Below are 17,093 nucleotides of genomic sequence, written 5' to 3' on the forward strand. Positions count from 1 at the left end.
TACCGGACACTAGTGACGCTCAGCGTGGGAACGAGGAGGACGAGGGAGTCAGCGAATGAAGTGCACCTTCCCCGTATCATCATTCCCCATGTAAATCCCATAAACCCCCGCCTGCCGCTCCTCGATATAGCGCTCGAGAATCTGCCGGATCGCCGGGTAGTAAATGCTCTCCCAGGGTATTTCCTCAGGCGCGAAGAACCGATAGTCGAGGGTCTCCGGCCCGTACTGCCCGGTGATTTCCAGGGCGATGGCGCGGAAGATGATGTACACCTCGCTGATCTTCGGCACGCTGAAGATGGAGTAGGGCGAGATGATCTCGGCGCGCACGCCGCTCTCTTCCCAGACCTCGCGCACGGCCGCCTGTTCGGTGGTTTCGCCGCTTTCCATGAAGCCCGCCGGCAGCGTCCAGGTGCCGGGGCGCGGCGGGATCGCCCGTTGGCACAGCAGGTACTTGCCGTCCTGCTCGATGATGCAGCCGGCGATGATCTTCGGATTGATGTAATGGATATAGCCGCAGCCCCGGCACATCAGGCGCTCGTGGGTATCGCCTTGCGGCTGGCGGTGAACCAGGTCACCGCCGCCGCATTGCGGGCAAAAGCGCGGGCTGGGCATGATCAGCGGCCTATGCGGGGTTCTTTGAGGGCGATGGGCGAGGCGATCTCGCGTACCTTGCCGGTATCGTTCTGCTTGGCACGCAGGTAGTCCAGAGCCACCTTGGCGGCGGAACGCACATGGTCCACCGAGGCCTGGTGCGCGGCCAGCGGGTCGCCGCTCTTGATCGCTTCGACGATGCGAACCATTTCCTGGTTGCTGGCGCCGCGACGGTTCTCCTGGGACACGGAGGTGGCACGCAGGTAGCTGATGCGCGCCTGCAGCTGGCGCAGTTGCTGGGCGGCGACATCGTTGCCCGACCCTTCGAGCAACACGTCGTAGAAGCCCTGCACCGATTCGAGCACCTGTTGCAGCTCGCCTTCCTCGAGGGCCTTGCGGTTCTCTTCGAGGGCCTTCTCCAGGGCACGAATGTCCTTGGCCTTGGCATTGAGGGTGAACAGCTGGACGATCAGGCCTTCGAGCACGCAGCGCAGCTCGTAGATGTCGCGGGCGTTTTCCAGGGTAATGATGGCGACCCGGGGGCCCTTGGCATCGGCGAACTCCACCAGCCCTTCGGACTCCAGGTGGCGCAGGGCTTCGCGAACCGAAGTGCGGCTCACACCGAGGCGGTCGCAGAGGTCGCGCTCGACCAGGCGATCGCCAGGCAGCAGGTGAAAGTTCATGATGGCGCTGCGCAGCTTGTCCAGCACGATTTCGCGCAGGGTGACGGGGTTGCGATTGACCTTGAAAGTGTCGTCGAGTGGCTGGCGTTTCATGGGGTCCGCTCTGATAATGGCTGTCGCTGTTGCTGCCTGAAAATCAAACAGCCATTCGTTAACTGGATGCCTCAGCGTCGGCCTCGGCGAAGGCTTCGCGAGCGAGACGGAAACTGTCTACGGCCGCGGGTACACCGCAGTAGATGCCGACCTGAAGCAGAATTTCTCGTATTTGTTCACGACTCAGGCCGTTACGCAAGGCGCCGCGTACATGAAGCTTGAGTTCATGGGGCCGATTGAGCGCCGAAATCATCGCCAAGTTTATCATGCTGCGTTCCTTGAGCGATAAGCCCTCGCGGCCCCAGACGTGGCCCCAGCAGTACTCGGTGACCATTTCCTGCAAGGGCCGGGTGAAGTCGTCGGCGTTCTCGATCGACTTGTTTACGTAGGCCTCGCCCAGCACCTGGGTGCGGATGGCCAGGCCCTTCCTGTATTTTTCGTTGCTCATGCTGATGCTCCCCTGCGCTTCCAACTGAAGGACCGCCAACCGCGCGGCCCAAAACAAAGTGTCAGGCCAGGCAGGGCAGCGCGCCCAGCTTGCCCTTGTGGTAAACCATCGGCGTGACCGACTGCGCGGGCAGGATCAGGTTCTTCACCGCACCGACGATGATGGCGTGGTCGCCGCCATCGTATTCACGCCACAGTTCGCACTCGATGATGGCGGTGGCCTTGCTCAGCAACGGGTTGCCCAGCTCGCTCAGGTGCCACTCGATGCCGGCGGCCTTGTCCTTGCCCTTGCCGGCAAAGGCGTAGGCTTCGGCTTGCTGGTCACCCGAGAGCAGGTGAATGGCGAACTGCTTGCTCTGGTGCAGCACCGGGTAGGTGTCGGAGCCATAGTTGGGGCAGAACAGCACCAGCGCCGGATCGATCGACAATGCACTGAAGGCACTGGCGGTGATGCCGACGATGTCGCCTTGGGCGTCGAGCGTGGTGACCACGGTCACACCGGATGGGAATGAGCCCATCACCTCTTTGTAAATGCCGGGTTCGATCATGTCAGGCCACCTCTTAACGCATGACGAAAGGGTCGGGCATCGGTGCTTGCGAGAGATTGATCCATACCGTTTTGAGCTCGGTATAGGCCAGCACCGAATCGATGCCGCTCTCGCGACCGTAGCCGCTGTTCTTGAAACCGCCGATCGGCGCCATGGCCGAGACCGCGCGGTAGGTGTTGACCCAGATGATTCCGGAGCGCACGTCGCGAGCCAGGCGGTGGGCACGGCCCAGGTCGCGGGTCCAGATGCCGGCGGCCAGGCCGAACTGTGAGTCGTTGGCGATGGCCAGGGCTTCGGCCTCGTCCTTGAAGCGAATCACCGAGGCGACCGGTCCGAAGACTTCTTCCTGCATGATCTTCATCGAGTTGTGGTCGCATTCGAACAGGGTCGGCTCGTAGTACCAGCCATCGCTGTCCATCTGCGGGCGCTTGCCGCCCAGGCGCAGGCGCGCGCCTTCGGCGATGGCGTCGGCGACCAGGCCTTCGACCACGGCCAGTTGCTGGGCGGTGGCCATGGGGCCCATTTCGCTGGTTTCGTCCTGGGGGTTGCCGATGCGGATGCGCTTGGCCCGGGCGACCAGGCGCTCGACGAATTCGTCGTAGATCTCATCTTGCACCAGCAGGCGCGAACCGGACACGCAGCTCTGCCCGGAAGCGGCATAGATGCCGGCGACGGCACCGTTGATGGCGCTGTCCAGGTCGGCGTCGGCGAAGATGATGTTCGGCGACTTGCCGCCCAGCTCCAGCGACAGCTTGGCGAAGTTTTCGGCGCTGCTGCGCACCACATGGCGAGCCGTGGCGGCGCCGCCGGTGAAAGCAATCTTGCGGACCAGTGGATGGCGGGTCAGGGCCGCGCCAGTGCTCGGGCCGTAGCCGGTGACGACGTTGACCACGCCCGGCGGAATGCCGGCTTCCAGGGCCAGGCGCGCCAGCTCCAGGATGGTCGCCGAAGCATGCTCCGAGGGCTTGAGCACGATGGTGTTGCCGGCTGCAAGCGCTGGCGCCAGCTTGATCGCGGTCAGGTACAGCGGGCTGTTCCAGGGAATGATCCCGGCGACCACGCCGATCGGCTCGTGCACGGTGTAGGCGAACAGGTCAGGCTTGTCCAGCGGCAGGGTGCCGCCTTCGAGTTTGTCGGCCAGGCCTGCGGTGTAGTGGAAGAACTCGGGCAGGTAGTTGACCTGGCCACGGGTCTCGCGGATCAGTTTGCCGTTGTCGCGGCTTTCCAGCTGCGCCAGGTGTTCCTTGTTCTCGGCAATCAGGTCGCCGAGGCGGCGCAACAGCTTGCCCCGGGCAGTGGCGCTGAGACCACGCCAGGCGGGGTTTTCGAAGGCTTTCTGGGCGGCCTGGACGGCGCGCTCCACATCGGCTTCATCGGCGTCGGGCAGTTCGGCCCAGGCTTGTGCCAGGGCCGGGTTGAGGCTTTCGAAGGTCTTGCCGGACAGCGCATCGACCCATTGGCCGTCGATGCACATCTGGAAACGTGCGAGTGTCATGCAACGATCCCCTTTGCTGAGTTCTGAAGGGTTTGTGCGCTGTTGAGGAAGTCCAGCAGTACCTGGTTGACCAGGCGCGGCGACTCTACCGGCATCATATGCCGTTGCTCGGCGAGCACGGCAACTTGCGCGCCGGGAATGCGCTCGGCCAGTTGCCGGGCCATTTCCGGGGTGGAACCGGGGTCCAGCTCGCCGGTGGCGATCAGGGTCGGGGCCTGGATGTTGCCCAGGTCCTCGGCGCGGTACATGTCCTGGGTGGCGAACAGCTCATAAGTGGTCAGGTAACCCTGGGGGTCATTGCTGGCCAGGGTCTGGCGGATCGCGGCAATCTGTGCCGGGTTGGCAGCCTGGTATTCACGGCTGAACCAGCGCGACAGGGCGGCTTCGGCGTTGGCGTCCGGGCCATGCTCGGCCGCCTGGGCGGTACGGGCGATGACGCCGGCACGCTGCTCGGCGCTGCGGTTGAACACGCTGTTCAACACCACCAGCCCTTGCAGGTGTTCCGGGTAATGCAGGGCGAAGGCCCGTGCCACCAGCCCGCCCATGGAAAAGCCGATCACGGTGGCCTGGGGCAGTTGCAGGTGCTCGAGCAGCTCGAGCAACTGGTCGGCATAGCCGAGCAGTCCGGTGCCCGAGGCCGGGCGCGGGCTGGCGCCATGGCCGAGCATGTCATAGGCAATGACGCGGTAGTGGGGAGCGAGACCAACGATCTGGCCGCCCCACATCTCTTTGTTCAAGCCCACGCCATGGATCAATACCACGGGTTGGCCTTGGCCGGTCGCCAGATAGCTGGTGCCGGCCGGGGTGCGTTCAGCGGTGAGCCGAATCATGGGTCGCTCCTTGGTGACACGCCCGATTATTGTTGTTGGGCTTTTTCAGCGGCCAGTTCTTCCAGGTCGATGTAACGGTTGCCGATGCGCGGGTGCACGCGGCCACCGTCGGCGCAACCCAGTACCACGACTATTTCGTCGGCACGCGGGGCGTCTTCGATCTGCATTTCCAGGGTGATGTAGTGCGAGCGCAGGCCTTCGTCGTCCTTGTGCATCATCGGGATCTGGATCGAGGTGCCAGGACCGCCGCGCTTGTTGGTGAAGCTCAGGTAGCTCTTGGCCTTGACCGCTTCGCGGTAATGGTTGCCGAAGCGCAGGGTATGGATGACTGCCGAGGCGTGCTCGATTTCACCGTCGGCGCCGACCACGGCGGCCTTGCCATAGGCTTCGATCTTTTCGAAGCCGCCGATGATGCCGCCCAGGCGCTCGACCATCATGGCACCCAGGTCCGAGCAGTTGGCGCGGATCTGCGGCTTGAGGTCTTCGACGAAGCCTGCGCCAACCCATGGGTTCTTCATGACCACGGCCAGGCCGACCATTTTCACTGGTTTGTCGGTGGCCTTGCCGCCCTCGATGAAGGTTTCTTCGACATAGCTGACGATTTTGCGAATTTCGAAACTCATGACCTGCTCCATATGAGGGTGGGGAACTGCTGTGCTGTATGATGGTATACCATAATATTGTGTATGCAAGCCCCCCGTGCAAGTTCGTGCATCTGCAAGGCGACAAAAGGTCGAAAGCCGGGTGCGCCAAAGCGCCCGAGGCCAGTGGATTGGACGGGTGAAGGTGGGTGTTACGAGGGGATCAGCCCTGCAGTATCGATCTGACCTTGTCGCGCAGCTGATCGATGGAGAAGGGCTTGCCGATCATGTGCATGCCAGGCGGTATCACCACAATTTCGGCGGAGCCGCTGGCAAAGAGTATGGGCATCTGCGGGCGGAGCTCATGGGCCTTGACGGCCAATTCCTTGCCGTCCATTCCTGGCAGGCCAACGTCCGTCATCATCAGGTCGATGCGCAGGGGCGTGTCATTGAGGAAAACCAGTGCAGCATCGCCGTTCTCGGCTTCCAGCACCTTGAACTCGAGCTCTTCAAGCACATCGACAATCAGCATGCGCACGATGGCGTCGTCTTCGACTACGAGTAGGGTGCTGGTGTCTGACATCGTGGTACCCCGAGCAAGTGAGTGTGAGGGGCTGCGTCGGTCAGCCTAGCTTATACGTGAGATAAGTTCCGGGTGCACTGTATACGGCCCCGGTGGAATTTTTAACGTACCCTGCGGACCAATTACTGGCAAATAGTGCCATAGCCTTCTAGAAAGCCTAGTGAGGGAAAATTGTAACTTGCAATCCCGTGTAGGGCACACTCCACTCATTGATCCTATCGTTCAGGCCCTTGAAGATGACTCAGCCTCCTTCCATCGATGAGCGCAGTTTCCGCAAGCTTCTGAGCCGCAACGTGGCCTTGCCTCTGGGCGTGGGCCTGTTGAGTGCACTGGTGTTCGCCGCCGTCATCAGTTACCTGCTCTCGGTCATCCAGTGGGTGGAGCATACGGACCGGGCCATCGGCAGCGCCAACGAAGCGTTGAAGCTGTCCATCGACATGGAAACCGGCATTCGCGGTTTCCTCATTACCGGTGACGAGCACTTTCTCGAACCCTACGAACTCGCCAAGCCGCGCGTAAGTGCCGAGCTGGCCTCGCTCCAGACGCTGGTGGCGGACAACCCGCAGCAAGTCGATCGCCTTATTCGGCTGCAGGCCCTGCAGGATGAGTGGGCTGTCTTTGCCAATCAGATGATCGACATGCGTCGCAGCAATGGTGATTACCGAGGGGCGATTGCAGCGGGCCAGGGCAAGCGTCTCACCGACGAAATCCGCAAGGAGTACGATCAGTTCGTTGCCATGGAGCAACAGTTGCGGGTGGCGCGCAATGATGATGTAAGCCGTACCGCTATTCTGGCCAGCGCACTTTATCTGCTGTTTCTGGTGGCACTCAGCTTCATGCTGGCCTTCTTCGGCCGGCGCGACCTGCTCACCCTGTCGAGCAGCTACGTTGCCAACCTGCAGGCCCAGCAGAACAGTACCCGGCGTTTGCAGCAACAAGCCTGGCTGCGCGCCGGCCAGACTGAACTGGCCGAGCATGCGCTGGGGCAGCTGACCCCGCAGATGCTGGGGCGCAATGTCCTGCAGTTTTTTGCCCATTACCTCAATAGCGTCGTGGCGGCGTTTTATGTACGCGATGAGCATGGCGGCCTGCACCGGGTCGCCACTTACGGTTTTTCCCGCGAACAGGAGGCCGTCGAACAAACCCTGCAGAGCGGCGAGGGCATTATCGGCCAGGCCGTCGCCCAGGCACGGCTGTTGCGCCTGGATGACGTGCCGAACGACTATTTCAAGGTCAGCTCGGGCCTGGGCGACGGCTCGCCGCGCAGTGTGCTGGTGGTGCCGACCAGCAATGACGGACAGATCAACGGGGTCATCGAGCTGGGCTTCCTGCGTGGCTTGTCCGAGCGCGATATCGACCTGATGGAGCTGCTTGCCGGTAACATCGGCACCTCGATCGAGGCGGCGCGCTATCGCCAGCGATTGCAGGAAGTCCTGGCCGAGACCCAGCAACTCAACGAAGAACTGCAGGTGCAGCAGGAAGAGCTCAAGACCGCCAACGAAGAGCTCGAAGAGCAGTCGCAGGTGCTCAAGGAGTCCCAGGCGCATCTGGAAACGCAGCAGGCGGAACTGGAGCAGACCAACGAGCAACTGGCCGAGCGCACCATCGCGCTGGCCGAGCAGCGCGATGCCCTCAATCGCATGAACAATGACTTGAAACAGGCCCAGGCGGAGCTCGAGGAGCGCGCCGAAGAGTTGCAGCGCTCGAGCAAGTACAAGTCCGAGTTTCTCGCCAACATGTCCCACGAACTGCGCACGCCACTCAACAGTTCGCTGATCCTGGCCAGGTTGCTGGCCGACAACCCCCAGGAAAACCTGACGCCTGAGCAGGTCAAGTTCGCCGAATCCATCTATTCGGCGGGCAACGATCTGCTCAACTTGATCAACGACATTCTCGATATTTCCAAGGTGGAAGCCGGCAAGCTCGATGTACACCCGGAAAACACCAGCATCGTGCGCCTGGTGGAAGGCCTGCGCGGGATGTTCGAACCGCAGGCCGCGGAAAAGCACCTGATCTTCACCCTGGATGTCGCGCCCGACACGCCAAAAATGCTCTACAGCGATCGCCAGCGGGTCGAGCAGATCCTCAAAAATCTGGTGTCCAACGCACTGAAATTCACCGAGCGTGGCAGCGTCGGTCTGACGGTGTCGCAGCAGGTGAACGGCACCATCGCCTTCGCCGTACATGACAGCGGCATTGGCATCGCGGCGGATCAGCAGCAGAGCATTTTCGAAGCGTTTCGCCAGGCCGACGGCACCACCAACCGCCGTTATGGCGGCACCGGCCTGGGCCTGTCGATCTCCCGGGACCTGGCCAACCTGCTGGGTGGGCAGATCACCGTCAGCAGCCAGCCAGGGCAGGGCAGTACCTTTACCCTCGAGCTGCCGTTGCAGTATCAACCGATATCGCCCGATCAGGGCCCGATAGTGTCATCGCTCAATGCGCCAGCAAACGATCCGCAGACTCCGGCCACGCCCGTGCCGGATGCCACCTTCGCCGATGACCGAGGCCAGGCCCCATTCACCAATCGCTGCATACTGGTGATCGAGGATGAGCCCAGTTTTGCCCGGATTCTTTTCGACCTCGCCCATGAACTGGGTTACAGCTGCCTGGTTGCACAGGCGGCCGACGAGGGCTTCGATCTGGCCGCAAGCTTCACCCCCGATGCGATCCTGCTCGACATGCGCCTGCCCGACCATTCCGGCCTGACCGTGCTGCAGCGCCTCAAGGAACTGCCGGCCACCCGGCACATTCCGGTGCATGTGATTTCGGTGGAGGACCGCACCGAAGCGGCGATGCACATGGGCGCCGTGGGCTATGCATTGAAACCGACCACGCGCGAGGAACTCAAGGCTGTCTTCGCCCGCCTGGAAGCCAAGCTTACGCAAAAGCTCAAGCGCATCCTGCTGGTGGAGGACGATGACCTGCAACGCGACAGCATCGCCCGCCTGATCGGTGACGAGGATATCGAGATCACCGCCGTGGGCCTGGCCCAGGAAGCCCTCGACCTGCTGCGCGCGAATGTCTATGACTGCATGATCATCGACCTCAAGTTACCCGACATGCAGGGCAATGACCTGCTCAAGCGCATGTCCGCCGAGGACATCCGCGCCTTCCCGCCGGTGATCATCTACACCGGGCGCAACATGAGCCGCGATGAAGAAGCGGAACTGCTCAAATATTCCCGTTCGATCATTATCAAGGGGGCCCGTTCGCCTGAACGCCTGCTCGATGAAGTGACCCTGTTTCTGCACAAGGTCGAATCCCGGCTGTCCCAGGAGCGGCAGAAGATGCTGAGGACGGCACGCAGCCGCGACAAGGTGTTCGAAGGGCGCAAGATCCTGCTGGTCGACGACGATGTGCGCAATATCTTCGCACTTACCAGTGCCCTGGAGCACAAGGGCGCGATCGTCGAGATCGGTCGCAATGGCCGCGAGGCTATCGAGAAGCTCAATGCGGTCGAAGATATCGACCTGGTGTTGATGGATGTGATGATGCCGGAAATGGACGGCTACGAAGCCACGCGCCTGATCCGCCAGGACGCGCGCTGGCGCAAGCTGCCGATCATCGCCGTGACGGCCAAGGCCATGCGCGATGACCAGGAGCGTTGCCTGCAGGCCGGCGCCAACGATTACCTGGCCAAGCCCATCGACCTGGACCGTCTGTTCTCTCTGGTGCGCGTGTGGTTGCCGCAGATGGAGCGCATCTAGGGCGTGTCCTATGGTGTATCTTCATTAAGAGCACACAGAAAAAAGGCTGACGGGCATGACGGAGGAGCGCAGTACCGACATCGAGATCCGTCTGTTGATCGAGGCTGTCTATCTCAAGTACAGCTACGATTTTCGCGACTATGCGGGAGCGTCGATCAAACGCCGCATCCACCACGCCCTGCATCAAACGGAGTGCGTGAGTGTGTCGGCGCTGCAGGAACGGGTGCTGCATGACCCCACAGCGTTCATGCAGTTGTTGCAGTACCTGACGATCCCGGTCAGCGAGATGTTTCGCGACCCGGAGCATTACCTGGCGATTCGTCGCGATGTAGTCCCGCTGCTCAAGACCTATCCCTCGCTGAAGGTCTGGATTGCCGGTTGCAGCACGGGTGAGGAGGTCTACTCCCTGGCCATCCTGTTGCGCGAAGAAGGTCTGCTCGATCGCACCATCATCTACGCCACTGATATCAATCCCGGTTCCCTGGAAAGAGCCCGGCAAGGCATCTATACGATGGAGAACGTACGTGCCTATACCGGGAACTACCAGCGCGCCGGTGGTCTCTGTTCGTTCGCCGACTACTACACGGCTGCCTACGGCAATGCGATTTTCGACAGCAGCCTGCGCGAAAACGTGACCTTCGCCGATCACAGCCTGGCAACCGACAGTGTATTCTCCGAAACCCAATTGATCTCCTGTCGCAATGTGCTGATCTACTTCAACAAGAAGCTCCAGGACCGGGCTTTTGGCCTATTTCACGAGTCGCTTTGCCATCGCGGATTTCTGGTCCTCGGCAGCAAGGAGACACTGGAGTTCTCCGGTTACGCTCATAGTTTCGACGCACTGGCCCGACGGGAAAGGATCTATCGAAAATCATGAGCAGGCCCGCAGCGATCGTCATCGGAGCCTCGGCGGGCGGCGTTGAAGCCCTGCTCAAGGTACTGGGTGCATTGCCCGGGGATTTCCGGTTGCCGGTCCTGATCGTGCTGCACCTACCCGATGAGCGTCACAGTGACCTGGCCGAAGTATTTGCGCGCCGCCTGCAGCGCCCCGTGAAGGAAGCGCAGGACAAGGAAAGCATCGCTGGGGGAATGCTGTACTTTGCCGGCCCTGGTTATCACCTGTCGGTGGAGCAGGACCGCAGCCTGTCCCTGAGCCTGGAAGATCGCGTGAATTTCTCGCGGCCAGCAATCGACATTCTGTTCGAGTCCGCCGCCGATGCCTATGGCCCGGCATTGATCGGTGTGCTGCTGACAGGCGCCAATGAAGACGGCGCGAAAGGCCTGGCCCGGATCAAGGATTGCGGGGGGCTGACAGTGGTCCAGGATCCCGCCGAAGCCCGGGTCACGGTCATGCCCCGGGCCGCCATCAAGCTGCACACGCCCGACTATATTCTCACTTTGAACGGCATCGGGCATTTGCTCGCCGATCTGGATAAACGCCCATGTTAAGCAACATCGAAGCCAAACTGCTGATCGTCGACGATCTACCGGAAAACCTGCTGGCCCTGGAGGCCCTGATCAGGGGTGAGGATCGTACGGTCTACAAGGCGCTGTCTGCCGACGAAGCCCTGTCGCTGCTGCTGCAACATGAGTTCGCCATGGCCATTCTCGACGTACAGATGCCCGGCACGGACGGTTTCGAGCTGGCCGAATTGATGCGCAGCACGGAAAAGACCAAGAACATCCCGATCGTTTTCGTAAGCGCCGCCGGCCGGGAAATGAACTACGCCTTCAAGGGCTATGAAAGCGGTGCCGTGGATTTTCTGCACAAGCCACTGGATATCCATGCGGTCAGGAGCAAGGTCAGTGTGTTCGTCGACCTGTATCGGCAGCGCAAGGCCATGAACGTGCAGGTCGAGGCACTGGAACAGGCGCGCAAGGAGCAGGAGGTATTGCTCAAGCGCCTGCAAGCGACCCAGGAGGAACTCGAGCATGCCGTGCGCATGCGCGATGACTTCATGTCCATCGTTTCCCACGAGGTTCGCACGCCGCTCAACGGCTTGATCCTGGAAACCCAGCTGCGCAAGCTGCACCTGGCCCGGGACAATGCCGATGCCTTCACCCTGGACAAGATGCGTGCCATGGTCGATCGCGACGAGCGGCAGATCAAGAGCCTGATTCGTTTGATCGAAGACATGCTCGACGTCTCGCGCATCCGCACGGGCAAGTTGTCGATCCGCCCCACGCACTTCGACCTGGCGCAACTGGTCGTGAGCCTGGTGGAAAACTTCCGGCAACAGGCGACCGAGGCCGGCTCAACCCTCAGCGTCGAGGCGCCGCGCCCTGTGGTGGGCACCTGGGACGAGTTCCGCATCGAACAAGTGATAGCCAATCTGTTGACCAATGCCTTGCGTTACGGCTGCAAGAGCCCGGTCGATGTGCGGGTCTACCAGGAAAACGATATGGCCTGCGTCGATGTGTGCGACCACGGAGGGGGCATCAGCGAAGAAAACCAGAAGCGCATTTTCCAGCAGTTCGAGCGGGTTTCGAACAACCATGCGGGTGCCGGTCTGGGCCTGGGGCTGTATATTTCCGAGCAGATCGTGGCGGCCCATGGCGGTCGCATCAGCGTGCAAAGTGCGATCGGTGAGGGTGCCTTGTTTCATGTCAGTCTGCCATTATCGAATAATGCTGTAAGCTGAAAGGAGAAATGCCTGCGGCCAGGCAACCTCTGCGCTCCGGCATGGTCGTATGGGCAGATAGACAGAACATAGGCGTTCCATGAGTGAAGATGCAGAAGATGTCGTCCTGATCGTCGAGGACGATGCGGTGATCCTGAGAGTTCTCAGCGATTACTTGTCCAGTCTGGGGTATCGGGTCCTGCAGGCCGAGGATGGCGAGCAGGCATTCGAGATTCTGGCCAGCAAGCCGAACCTGGATCTGATGGTGACCGACTATCGTCTGCCCGGTGGAGTTTCCGGCGTCATGATCGCCGAACCGGCGGTCAAGATGCGCCCTGACCTGAAAGTGATATTCATCAGCGGATACCCGCAGGAAATCCGCGAATGCAACAGCCCGATCGCCAAAAAGGCGCCGATTCTGGCCAAGCCGTTTGATCTGGATGAGTTGCAGGAAAAGATTCAGGAAATGTTGGCCTGAACTGACGCCATCGCTGGCAAGCCAGCTCCCACAGGTACGGTGGCGTCCCTGTGGGAGCTGGCTTGCCAGCGATGAGGCCGGGATGATCAAAGCTGCAATTGCGTCAAGCACTACCCCTCAATCATCTCCCGCACCTTCGCCGACAACAGCTCAAACGCAAACGGCTTGCTGATCATTTGCATGCCCGGTTCGAGAAATCCCGCGCGAACCTCGGCATGCTCGGCATAGCCGGTGATGAACAATACCTTCAGACCAGGGCGCAGTTGCCGACCGATCTCGGCCAGTTGCCGGCCATTCATGCCCGGCAGGCCGACATCGCTGATCATCAGGTCGATATGTTGCGCGGACTCGAGAATCGGCACCGCGGCATTGGCATCGCGGGCCTCGATAAAGGTGTAGCCCAACTCGTCCAGGACTTCGCACACCAGCAGGCGTACCGCTGAGTCGTCCTCGACGATCAGCACGGTCTCGCCCTTGCCAGCGACCTGGGTGTCGTCGTGCGCTTGCGGCTCGGCCTCGACCTGCTCACCACTGTGGCGCGGCAAGTACAGACTCACGGTGGTCCCTTTGCCCTCCGTGCTTTGAATCGCCACATGACCCCGGGATTGCTTGCTGAAACCGTAGATCATCGACAACCCCAGGCCTGTGCCCTGACCGATGGGCTTGGTGGTGAAGAAGGGGTCGAAGGCGCGGTCGATGATGCTTTGCGGCATGCCGCAGCCGTTGTCGCTGACACTCAGCACCACATAGTCGCCAACCGCCAGATTCTGCTGGCCCCGGGTGAAACGTTCGTCCAGGTGTTGATTGCGGGTTTCGATCTGCAACAGCCCCCCTTCGGGCATGGCATCGCGGGCATTGATCACCAGATTGAGCAGGGCGCTTTCCACCTGGTGGGGATCGGCTTCGGCCACCCACAGGTCATCGCCGAGCAAAAGCCGCAAGTCGATGCTCTCGTTGAGGCTGCGCTGCAGCAACTCGACCATGGCCGTGACCAGCGGGTTCATTTCCACGGGCTGGGCATCCAGGGACTGACGCCGGGAGAAGGCGAGCAAGCGATGGGTCAGGCTGGCGGCACGGTTGGCCGAGGTGACGCCCATTTCGATCAGCCCGTCGAGGTCGTCCAGGCGACCCCGTTGCAGGCGCCTGCGCATGAGTTCCAGGCTGCCGATAATACCGGTGAGCATGTTGTTGAAGTCATGGGCGATACCGCCAGTCAGTTGACCGACCGCTTCCATTTTCTGTGCCTGGTGCAGGGCTTCTTCATTGTGTCGGACTTGCGCAGTGCGTTCTTCGATCTGTTGTTCCAGGGTTTCATTCAGGCGTTTCAACTGATCTTGCGCACGTTCGCGTTCACTGCGGTCGCCGGCGAGGGCCTGTTCCAGTCGGGTCAGTTCATGCAATCGATCCCGCAGTTCATATTGCCGACGTCTATCGCGAATGGCCGTGGCCGCCAGGCTGATCAAGGTGTTGGCCTGGAAGGGGCGCTCCAGGAGCAGGACATTGCCCAGTTCAGCGGGCAGGGCATCTTCGCCGATGCCTCGGTTGATGATCAGGATGATCGGTAGATCGGACCAGGGCGGTTGCTGGCTCAAATACAGGCGCAACGGAGCAAGGTCGATGCCGTTCAACCCATCCAGGGCGATAATCGCCATGCCCGCGCCCTGGGCAAGTGTCTGGCACAGCTGGCCGAGATCCGGGGCTATGAGTGCGTCATAGCCTGCCTCTTCCAGAAGCGTGCGATTGTGCGGGCTGTCGGCGCCCAGAAGAATTGCGCGTTCGCGAGTGTTCAACGGTTGCCTCGCCGGTCATCGGTGCGCGGCATTGGACAGGGCTTGTTCAACGCCCCCTTGTAGAACTGGACCACGCTCGAGGTGCGGGGTTCACTCGATCCTTACAATCCTTGTTGCAGGATCGGATCGTCGGGGTTCTGCTGCTCCAGCTGGGCCAGCAGCACTTGCACATTTTGCAGTTGGCCGGTCTCTTTCCAGTAGTCGATCAGCAGTAGCCGTGCCTTGCGATTGGCCGGTTGGCTCTGGACGATGGCTTCGAGTTGTTTCTGGGCGGCCTCCACTTGATCCAGCGCATGCAGGCTGGTGGCCAGGGTGTAGCGATACCGGTTGTTGTCCGGCTCAAGCTCCAGCGCTCGGGAGAAGGCCAGCAGGGCGTATTCGTTCTGCCCGTGGCGCAGCAGCCACTGGCCCAGTTCGTGCTGCAGGAACGCCGACTGTGGATGACGGGCCAGTTGATCGGCCAACACCTGCCGCGACTGGTCGGTCTGCCCCTGGCTTTCCAATACCTGAACCTTGAGGGCCACTGCTTCGAGGTTGTCCGGAACCAGCGTCAGGCAACGCTGCAGTGCGGCCAGGGCCTCGGGATAATCGCCGCCATGCACGTACAGGCGTGCCAGCAGCAGTTGTGCATCGCTGTCGTCGTCCTCGGCTTGCAGGACGCGAACGTACTCATCGAGCACGGTTTGCAGGGGCCCGAAATACAGGCCGAGCTCATCGGGCGTCAGGCCGAGCATGGCGCGGGCGGCGGCGAAGCGTATGGTGTGGTCGTCATCGTCCAGCAGCGGGCCGAGCAGCAGACTGCGCTGCGGCCCCGGCACCAGGCCAACCACGCTGTCGATGGCGGCCTGGCGGACCAGTACCGACTCGTTTTGCAGATCTGCGCCGGCCAGCTTCAATGCTTGCGGGCTGGGGTAGTTGGGCAGTTCGGCAAGCAGGCTGGTGCGACGGATGTCCGAGAGGTCGGTGCGCGCCAGTTGTTGATAGAGCACCCGCGCCGCGCCAGGCAAGCCATTGTGCGCCTGCTCCAGCGCCTTGGTATAACCGTGCTTGAGCACCTGGGGCTGCTCAGGCTCATCACCCTGCAGGACATACCAGCCCGCACCCAGGGCGACGAGGAGGATCAGGCTGATGGTGGAAAAGCGTGGGGCCTTGCGCATGCGTGGATCCGAACCTCATAAAGGGGCTCAGCTTCGGTCAGCCGGCGGCGAGAGTCAAACCCAAAGCACAGGTTCAGCTGAACAGCCCGGCGGCGATGTTGATGGTGAAGCCCAGGATTGCAGTGTTGAACAGAAAACCGATCAATGAATGGGCCAGCACTACTTTGCGCAGAGCGTGGGTGGCGACGCCGACATCGGCTGTCTGCACCGCCACGCTCAGGGTGAAGGAAAAGTAGTGAAAGTCCCAGTAATCCGGGTGGCGCTCGCCGTCGGCAAAGCGCAGACCCGGTTCTTTGCCGGTATTGGTATAAAACAGCCGGGCATAATGCAGGCTGAAGACCAGGCCGATCGCCAGCCAGGAACCCAGCACGGTAATACCGGTATAGGCGTAGCGCAGCAACCGGGTGTGGCTGTCCAGATCCTTGCTGCCGGCCAGCTCCAGGGTGACCGCCGCAAGGCTGACGAGGGCGGCGATACAGACAGTGGCCAGCACCAGCCCGGCATTTTCGTCCTCGATGACCGCGACCCGTTTGACCTGATCTGGTTTGGCCCGCAGGGTCAGCCAGAGAATCAGCAGAATGTAGAGCCAGACACCGCTGTTCCAGCCGGCTAGGAATTTGTTCACCAGGCCCTCGGCCGGTATCAGGTAACCGGCTGCGCAGCCGGCGACGGCGGCAGCGGTGAGGCGAGGGTGGGTTCGTGCCAGACGCGGGAAAGCCATAGATGCTCACGATCGAAAGTCTTGTTCGTACTGTAGCAGTTGCAGAGTCCGATGTAATACATTCGAGTAAGGCAGCTAGCTATAAATACAGTCTATTCGGAAGTGGTCGTTTATCAGTGTCCAATAAGACCATTGTTAAATGAAGTGTCCCAGGCTTAATAGCTTTGGCAATTTGCAATAGTTTTGCTGTGTTTGTAAGAGTATTTAAAGTTAGCAAGCTTCTAGCCCATGGCGTCCGTGTGTTTCATGTTGAGTGATAGTTGCGTTCAAAGCTCCCCGGAAAGAAAGCGAGAGAAATTTCTGAAGATGTTTCGGAAATTTCTGAAATGTGTTCCGGAGGGTGGAATGGCTACTGGAAATAATTCATTGTTATTAGAAAAGCGCTCAACACTTTTTCTGAAAGCACTTTGCCTTGTTTTTAAATAAAACTGTACTGGTCGCGCCCAGAACTCATGTGTACGAGGCAAGGTGCCGTCGACTGCCATGGAGGCCCGAACATGCCCAACGAACCGCGCATCTTCTTCGACCACAGCCGCCACAAACTCCAGGTGGGGGATATCAAGGCTCCGCTCGACGTCCTGGCGTTCAAGGGCAAGGAACGCTTGAGCCAGCCCTTCAAATACAGCGTCGAATTCACCTGTCCCGAGCAGGACATCGCGGCCGAACAACTGCTCGGCCGCGACGCCCGCTTCAGCCTACACGCCCCACCGCGAAAGCAGCCGTTCTACTTCGGCCTGCCGGAAACCGAGATTAAGCCGCTGCGCA

The 17,093-nt window shown here is 60.9% G+C and carries 16 protein-coding genes and 1 pseudogene; 6 read left to right on the top strand and 11 right to left on the bottom strand.

Going from position 1 to position 17,093, the window contains the following annotated elements; genetic code table 11:
* Positions 1-48: 48 nt before the first annotated feature.
* The 8 genes from F2S13_RS28700 to F2S13_RS28735 form a co-directional block, all read right to left on the bottom strand.
* A complete protein-coding gene (locus tag F2S13_RS28700; protein WP_166367257.1) occupies positions 49-612 on the bottom strand; it encodes an NUDIX hydrolase in 564 nt (187 codons plus the stop codon).
* Between the two features lie 2 nt (positions 613-614).
* Positions 615-1,367, bottom strand: a complete 753-nt coding sequence (locus F2S13_RS28705; protein WP_166367258.1) for a GntR family transcriptional regulator — start codon at positions 1,365-1,367, stop codon at positions 615-617.
* Positions 1,368-1,425: 58 nt separating this feature from the next.
* Positions 1,426-1,815: a carboxymuconolactone decarboxylase family protein gene (locus F2S13_RS28710; protein ID WP_166367259.1), complete on the bottom strand. Its 390-nt coding sequence runs from the start codon at positions 1,813-1,815 to the stop codon at positions 1,426-1,428.
* 61 nt (positions 1,816-1,876) lie between these two features.
* Entirely contained in the window at positions 1,877-2,362 is a 486-nt protein-coding gene (locus F2S13_RS28715; RefSeq protein WP_166367260.1) for a flavin reductase family protein, read from the bottom strand.
* A 13-nt stretch (positions 2,363-2,375) separates the two neighbouring features.
* Positions 2,376-3,857, bottom strand: coding sequence for an aldehyde dehydrogenase (locus tag F2S13_RS28720; protein WP_166367261.1), 1,482 nt, complete (start codon positions 3,855-3,857; stop codon positions 2,376-2,378).
* Entirely contained in the window at positions 3,854-4,687 is an 834-nt protein-coding gene (locus tag F2S13_RS28725; RefSeq protein ID WP_166367262.1) for an alpha/beta fold hydrolase, read from the bottom strand. The genes F2S13_RS28720 and F2S13_RS28725 overlap by 4 nt, the downstream gene beginning before the upstream one ends.
* A gap of 26 nt (positions 4,688-4,713) precedes the next feature.
* Positions 4,714-5,310: an amino acid synthesis family protein gene (locus F2S13_RS28730; RefSeq protein WP_166367263.1), complete on the bottom strand. Its 597-nt coding sequence runs from the start codon at positions 5,308-5,310 to the stop codon at positions 4,714-4,716.
* Between the two features lie 181 nt (positions 5,311-5,491).
* Entirely contained in the window at positions 5,492-5,851 is a 360-nt protein-coding gene (locus F2S13_RS28735) for a response regulator (protein WP_166367264.1), read from the bottom strand.
* A 236-nt stretch (positions 5,852-6,087) separates the two neighbouring features.
* Here F2S13_RS28735 and F2S13_RS28740 point away from each other — a divergent pair, with 236 nt between their 5' ends.
* From F2S13_RS28740 to F2S13_RS28760, 5 genes are all read left to right on the top strand, one after another.
* Positions 6,088-9,561 (top strand): response regulator, encoded by a 3,474-nt coding sequence (locus tag F2S13_RS28740; protein ID WP_166367265.1) that lies wholly within the window; start codon positions 6,088-6,090, stop codon positions 9,559-9,561.
* A gap of 55 nt (positions 9,562-9,616) precedes the next feature.
* Positions 9,617-10,438, top strand: coding sequence for a CheR family methyltransferase (locus F2S13_RS28745; RefSeq protein ID WP_166367266.1), 822 nt, complete (start codon positions 9,617-9,619; stop codon positions 10,436-10,438).
* Positions 10,435-11,010, top strand: a complete 576-nt coding sequence (locus F2S13_RS28750) for a chemotaxis protein CheB (RefSeq protein WP_166367267.1) — start codon at positions 10,435-10,437, stop codon at positions 11,008-11,010. Before F2S13_RS28745 ends, F2S13_RS28750 begins: the two co-directional genes overlap by 4 nt.
* Positions 11,004-12,203: a hybrid sensor histidine kinase/response regulator gene (locus tag F2S13_RS28755; RefSeq protein WP_166367268.1), complete on the top strand. Its 1,200-nt coding sequence runs from the start codon at positions 11,004-11,006 to the stop codon at positions 12,201-12,203. The genes F2S13_RS28750 and F2S13_RS28755 overlap by 7 nt, the downstream gene beginning before the upstream one ends.
* A 79-nt stretch (positions 12,204-12,282) precedes the next feature.
* Positions 12,283-12,660: a response regulator gene (locus F2S13_RS28760; protein ID WP_166367269.1), complete on the top strand. Its 378-nt coding sequence runs from the start codon at positions 12,283-12,285 to the stop codon at positions 12,658-12,660.
* A 110-nt stretch (positions 12,661-12,770) separates the two neighbouring features.
* On the opposite strand, the gene F2S13_RS28765 is transcribed toward F2S13_RS28760, so the two are convergent.
* From F2S13_RS28765 to F2S13_RS28775, 3 genes are all read right to left on the bottom strand, one after another.
* Positions 12,771-14,450: an ATP-binding protein gene (locus tag F2S13_RS28765; protein WP_166367270.1), complete on the bottom strand. Its 1,680-nt coding sequence runs from the start codon at positions 14,448-14,450 to the stop codon at positions 12,771-12,773.
* Between the two features lie 101 nt (positions 14,451-14,551).
* On the bottom strand, positions 14,552-15,607 hold the full coding sequence (locus tag F2S13_RS28770) for a tetratricopeptide repeat protein (RefSeq protein WP_166367271.1): 1,056 nt from the start codon (positions 15,605-15,607) through the stop codon (positions 14,552-14,554).
* A gap of 73 nt (positions 15,608-15,680) precedes the next feature.
* A complete protein-coding gene (locus F2S13_RS28775; RefSeq protein ID WP_166367272.1) occupies positions 15,681-16,328 on the bottom strand; it encodes a DUF1345 domain-containing protein in 648 nt (215 codons plus the stop codon).
* Positions 16,329-16,825: 497 nt separating this feature from the next.
* Here F2S13_RS28775 and F2S13_RS28780 point away from each other — a divergent pair.
* Positions 16,826-17,093, top strand: a pseudogene (locus F2S13_RS28780) (type VI secretion system tip protein VgrG); the annotation flags it as partial.

The sequence above is a fragment of the Pseudomonas akapageensis genome (assembly GCF_011355085.1).
Taxonomy (GTDB): Bacteria; Pseudomonadota; Gammaproteobacteria; order Pseudomonadales; family Pseudomonadaceae; genus Aquipseudomonas; species Aquipseudomonas akapageensis.

Bases quoted from the DNA above. Each gene is read 5' to 3' on its own strand.
- F2S13_RS28700 (WP_166367257.1), bottom strand. From the start codon at position 612: ATGCCCAGCCCGCGCTTTTGCCCGCAATGCGGCGGCGGTGACCTGGTT.
- F2S13_RS28705 (WP_166367258.1), bottom strand. From the start codon at position 1,367: ATGAAACGCCAGCCACTCGACGACACTTTCAAGGTCAATCGCAACCCC.
- F2S13_RS28710 (WP_166367259.1), bottom strand. From the start codon at position 1,815: ATGAGCAACGAAAAATACAGGAAGGGCCTGGCCATCCGCACCCAGGTG.
- F2S13_RS28715 (WP_166367260.1), bottom strand. From the start codon at position 2,362: ATGATCGAACCCGGCATTTACAAAGAGGTGATGGGCTCATTCCCATCC.
- F2S13_RS28720 (WP_166367261.1), bottom strand. From the start codon at position 3,857: ATGACACTCGCACGTTTCCAGATGTGCATCGACGGCCAATGGGTCGAT.
- F2S13_RS28725 (WP_166367262.1), bottom strand. From the start codon at position 4,687: ATGATTCGGCTCACCGCTGAACGCACCCCGGCCGGCACCAGCTATCTG.
- F2S13_RS28730 (WP_166367263.1), bottom strand. From the start codon at position 5,310: ATGAGTTTCGAAATTCGCAAAATCGTCAGCTATGTCGAAGAAACCTTC.
- F2S13_RS28735 (WP_166367264.1), bottom strand. From the start codon at position 5,851: ATGTCAGACACCAGCACCCTACTCGTAGTCGAAGACGACGCCATCGTG.
- F2S13_RS28740 (WP_166367265.1), top strand. From the start codon at position 6,088: ATGACTCAGCCTCCTTCCATCGATGAGCGCAGTTTCCGCAAGCTTCTG.
- F2S13_RS28745 (WP_166367266.1), top strand. From the start codon at position 9,617: ATGACGGAGGAGCGCAGTACCGACATCGAGATCCGTCTGTTGATCGAG.
- F2S13_RS28750 (WP_166367267.1), top strand. From the start codon at position 10,435: ATGAGCAGGCCCGCAGCGATCGTCATCGGAGCCTCGGCGGGCGGCGTT.
- F2S13_RS28755 (WP_166367268.1), top strand. From the start codon at position 11,004: ATGTTAAGCAACATCGAAGCCAAACTGCTGATCGTCGACGATCTACCG.
- F2S13_RS28760 (WP_166367269.1), top strand. From the start codon at position 12,283: ATGAGTGAAGATGCAGAAGATGTCGTCCTGATCGTCGAGGACGATGCG.
- F2S13_RS28770 (WP_166367271.1), bottom strand. From the start codon at position 15,607: ATGCGCAAGGCCCCACGCTTTTCCACCATCAGCCTGATCCTCCTCGTC.
- F2S13_RS28775 (WP_166367272.1), bottom strand. From the start codon at position 16,328: ATGGCTTTCCCGCGTCTGGCACGAACCCACCCTCGCCTCACCGCTGCC.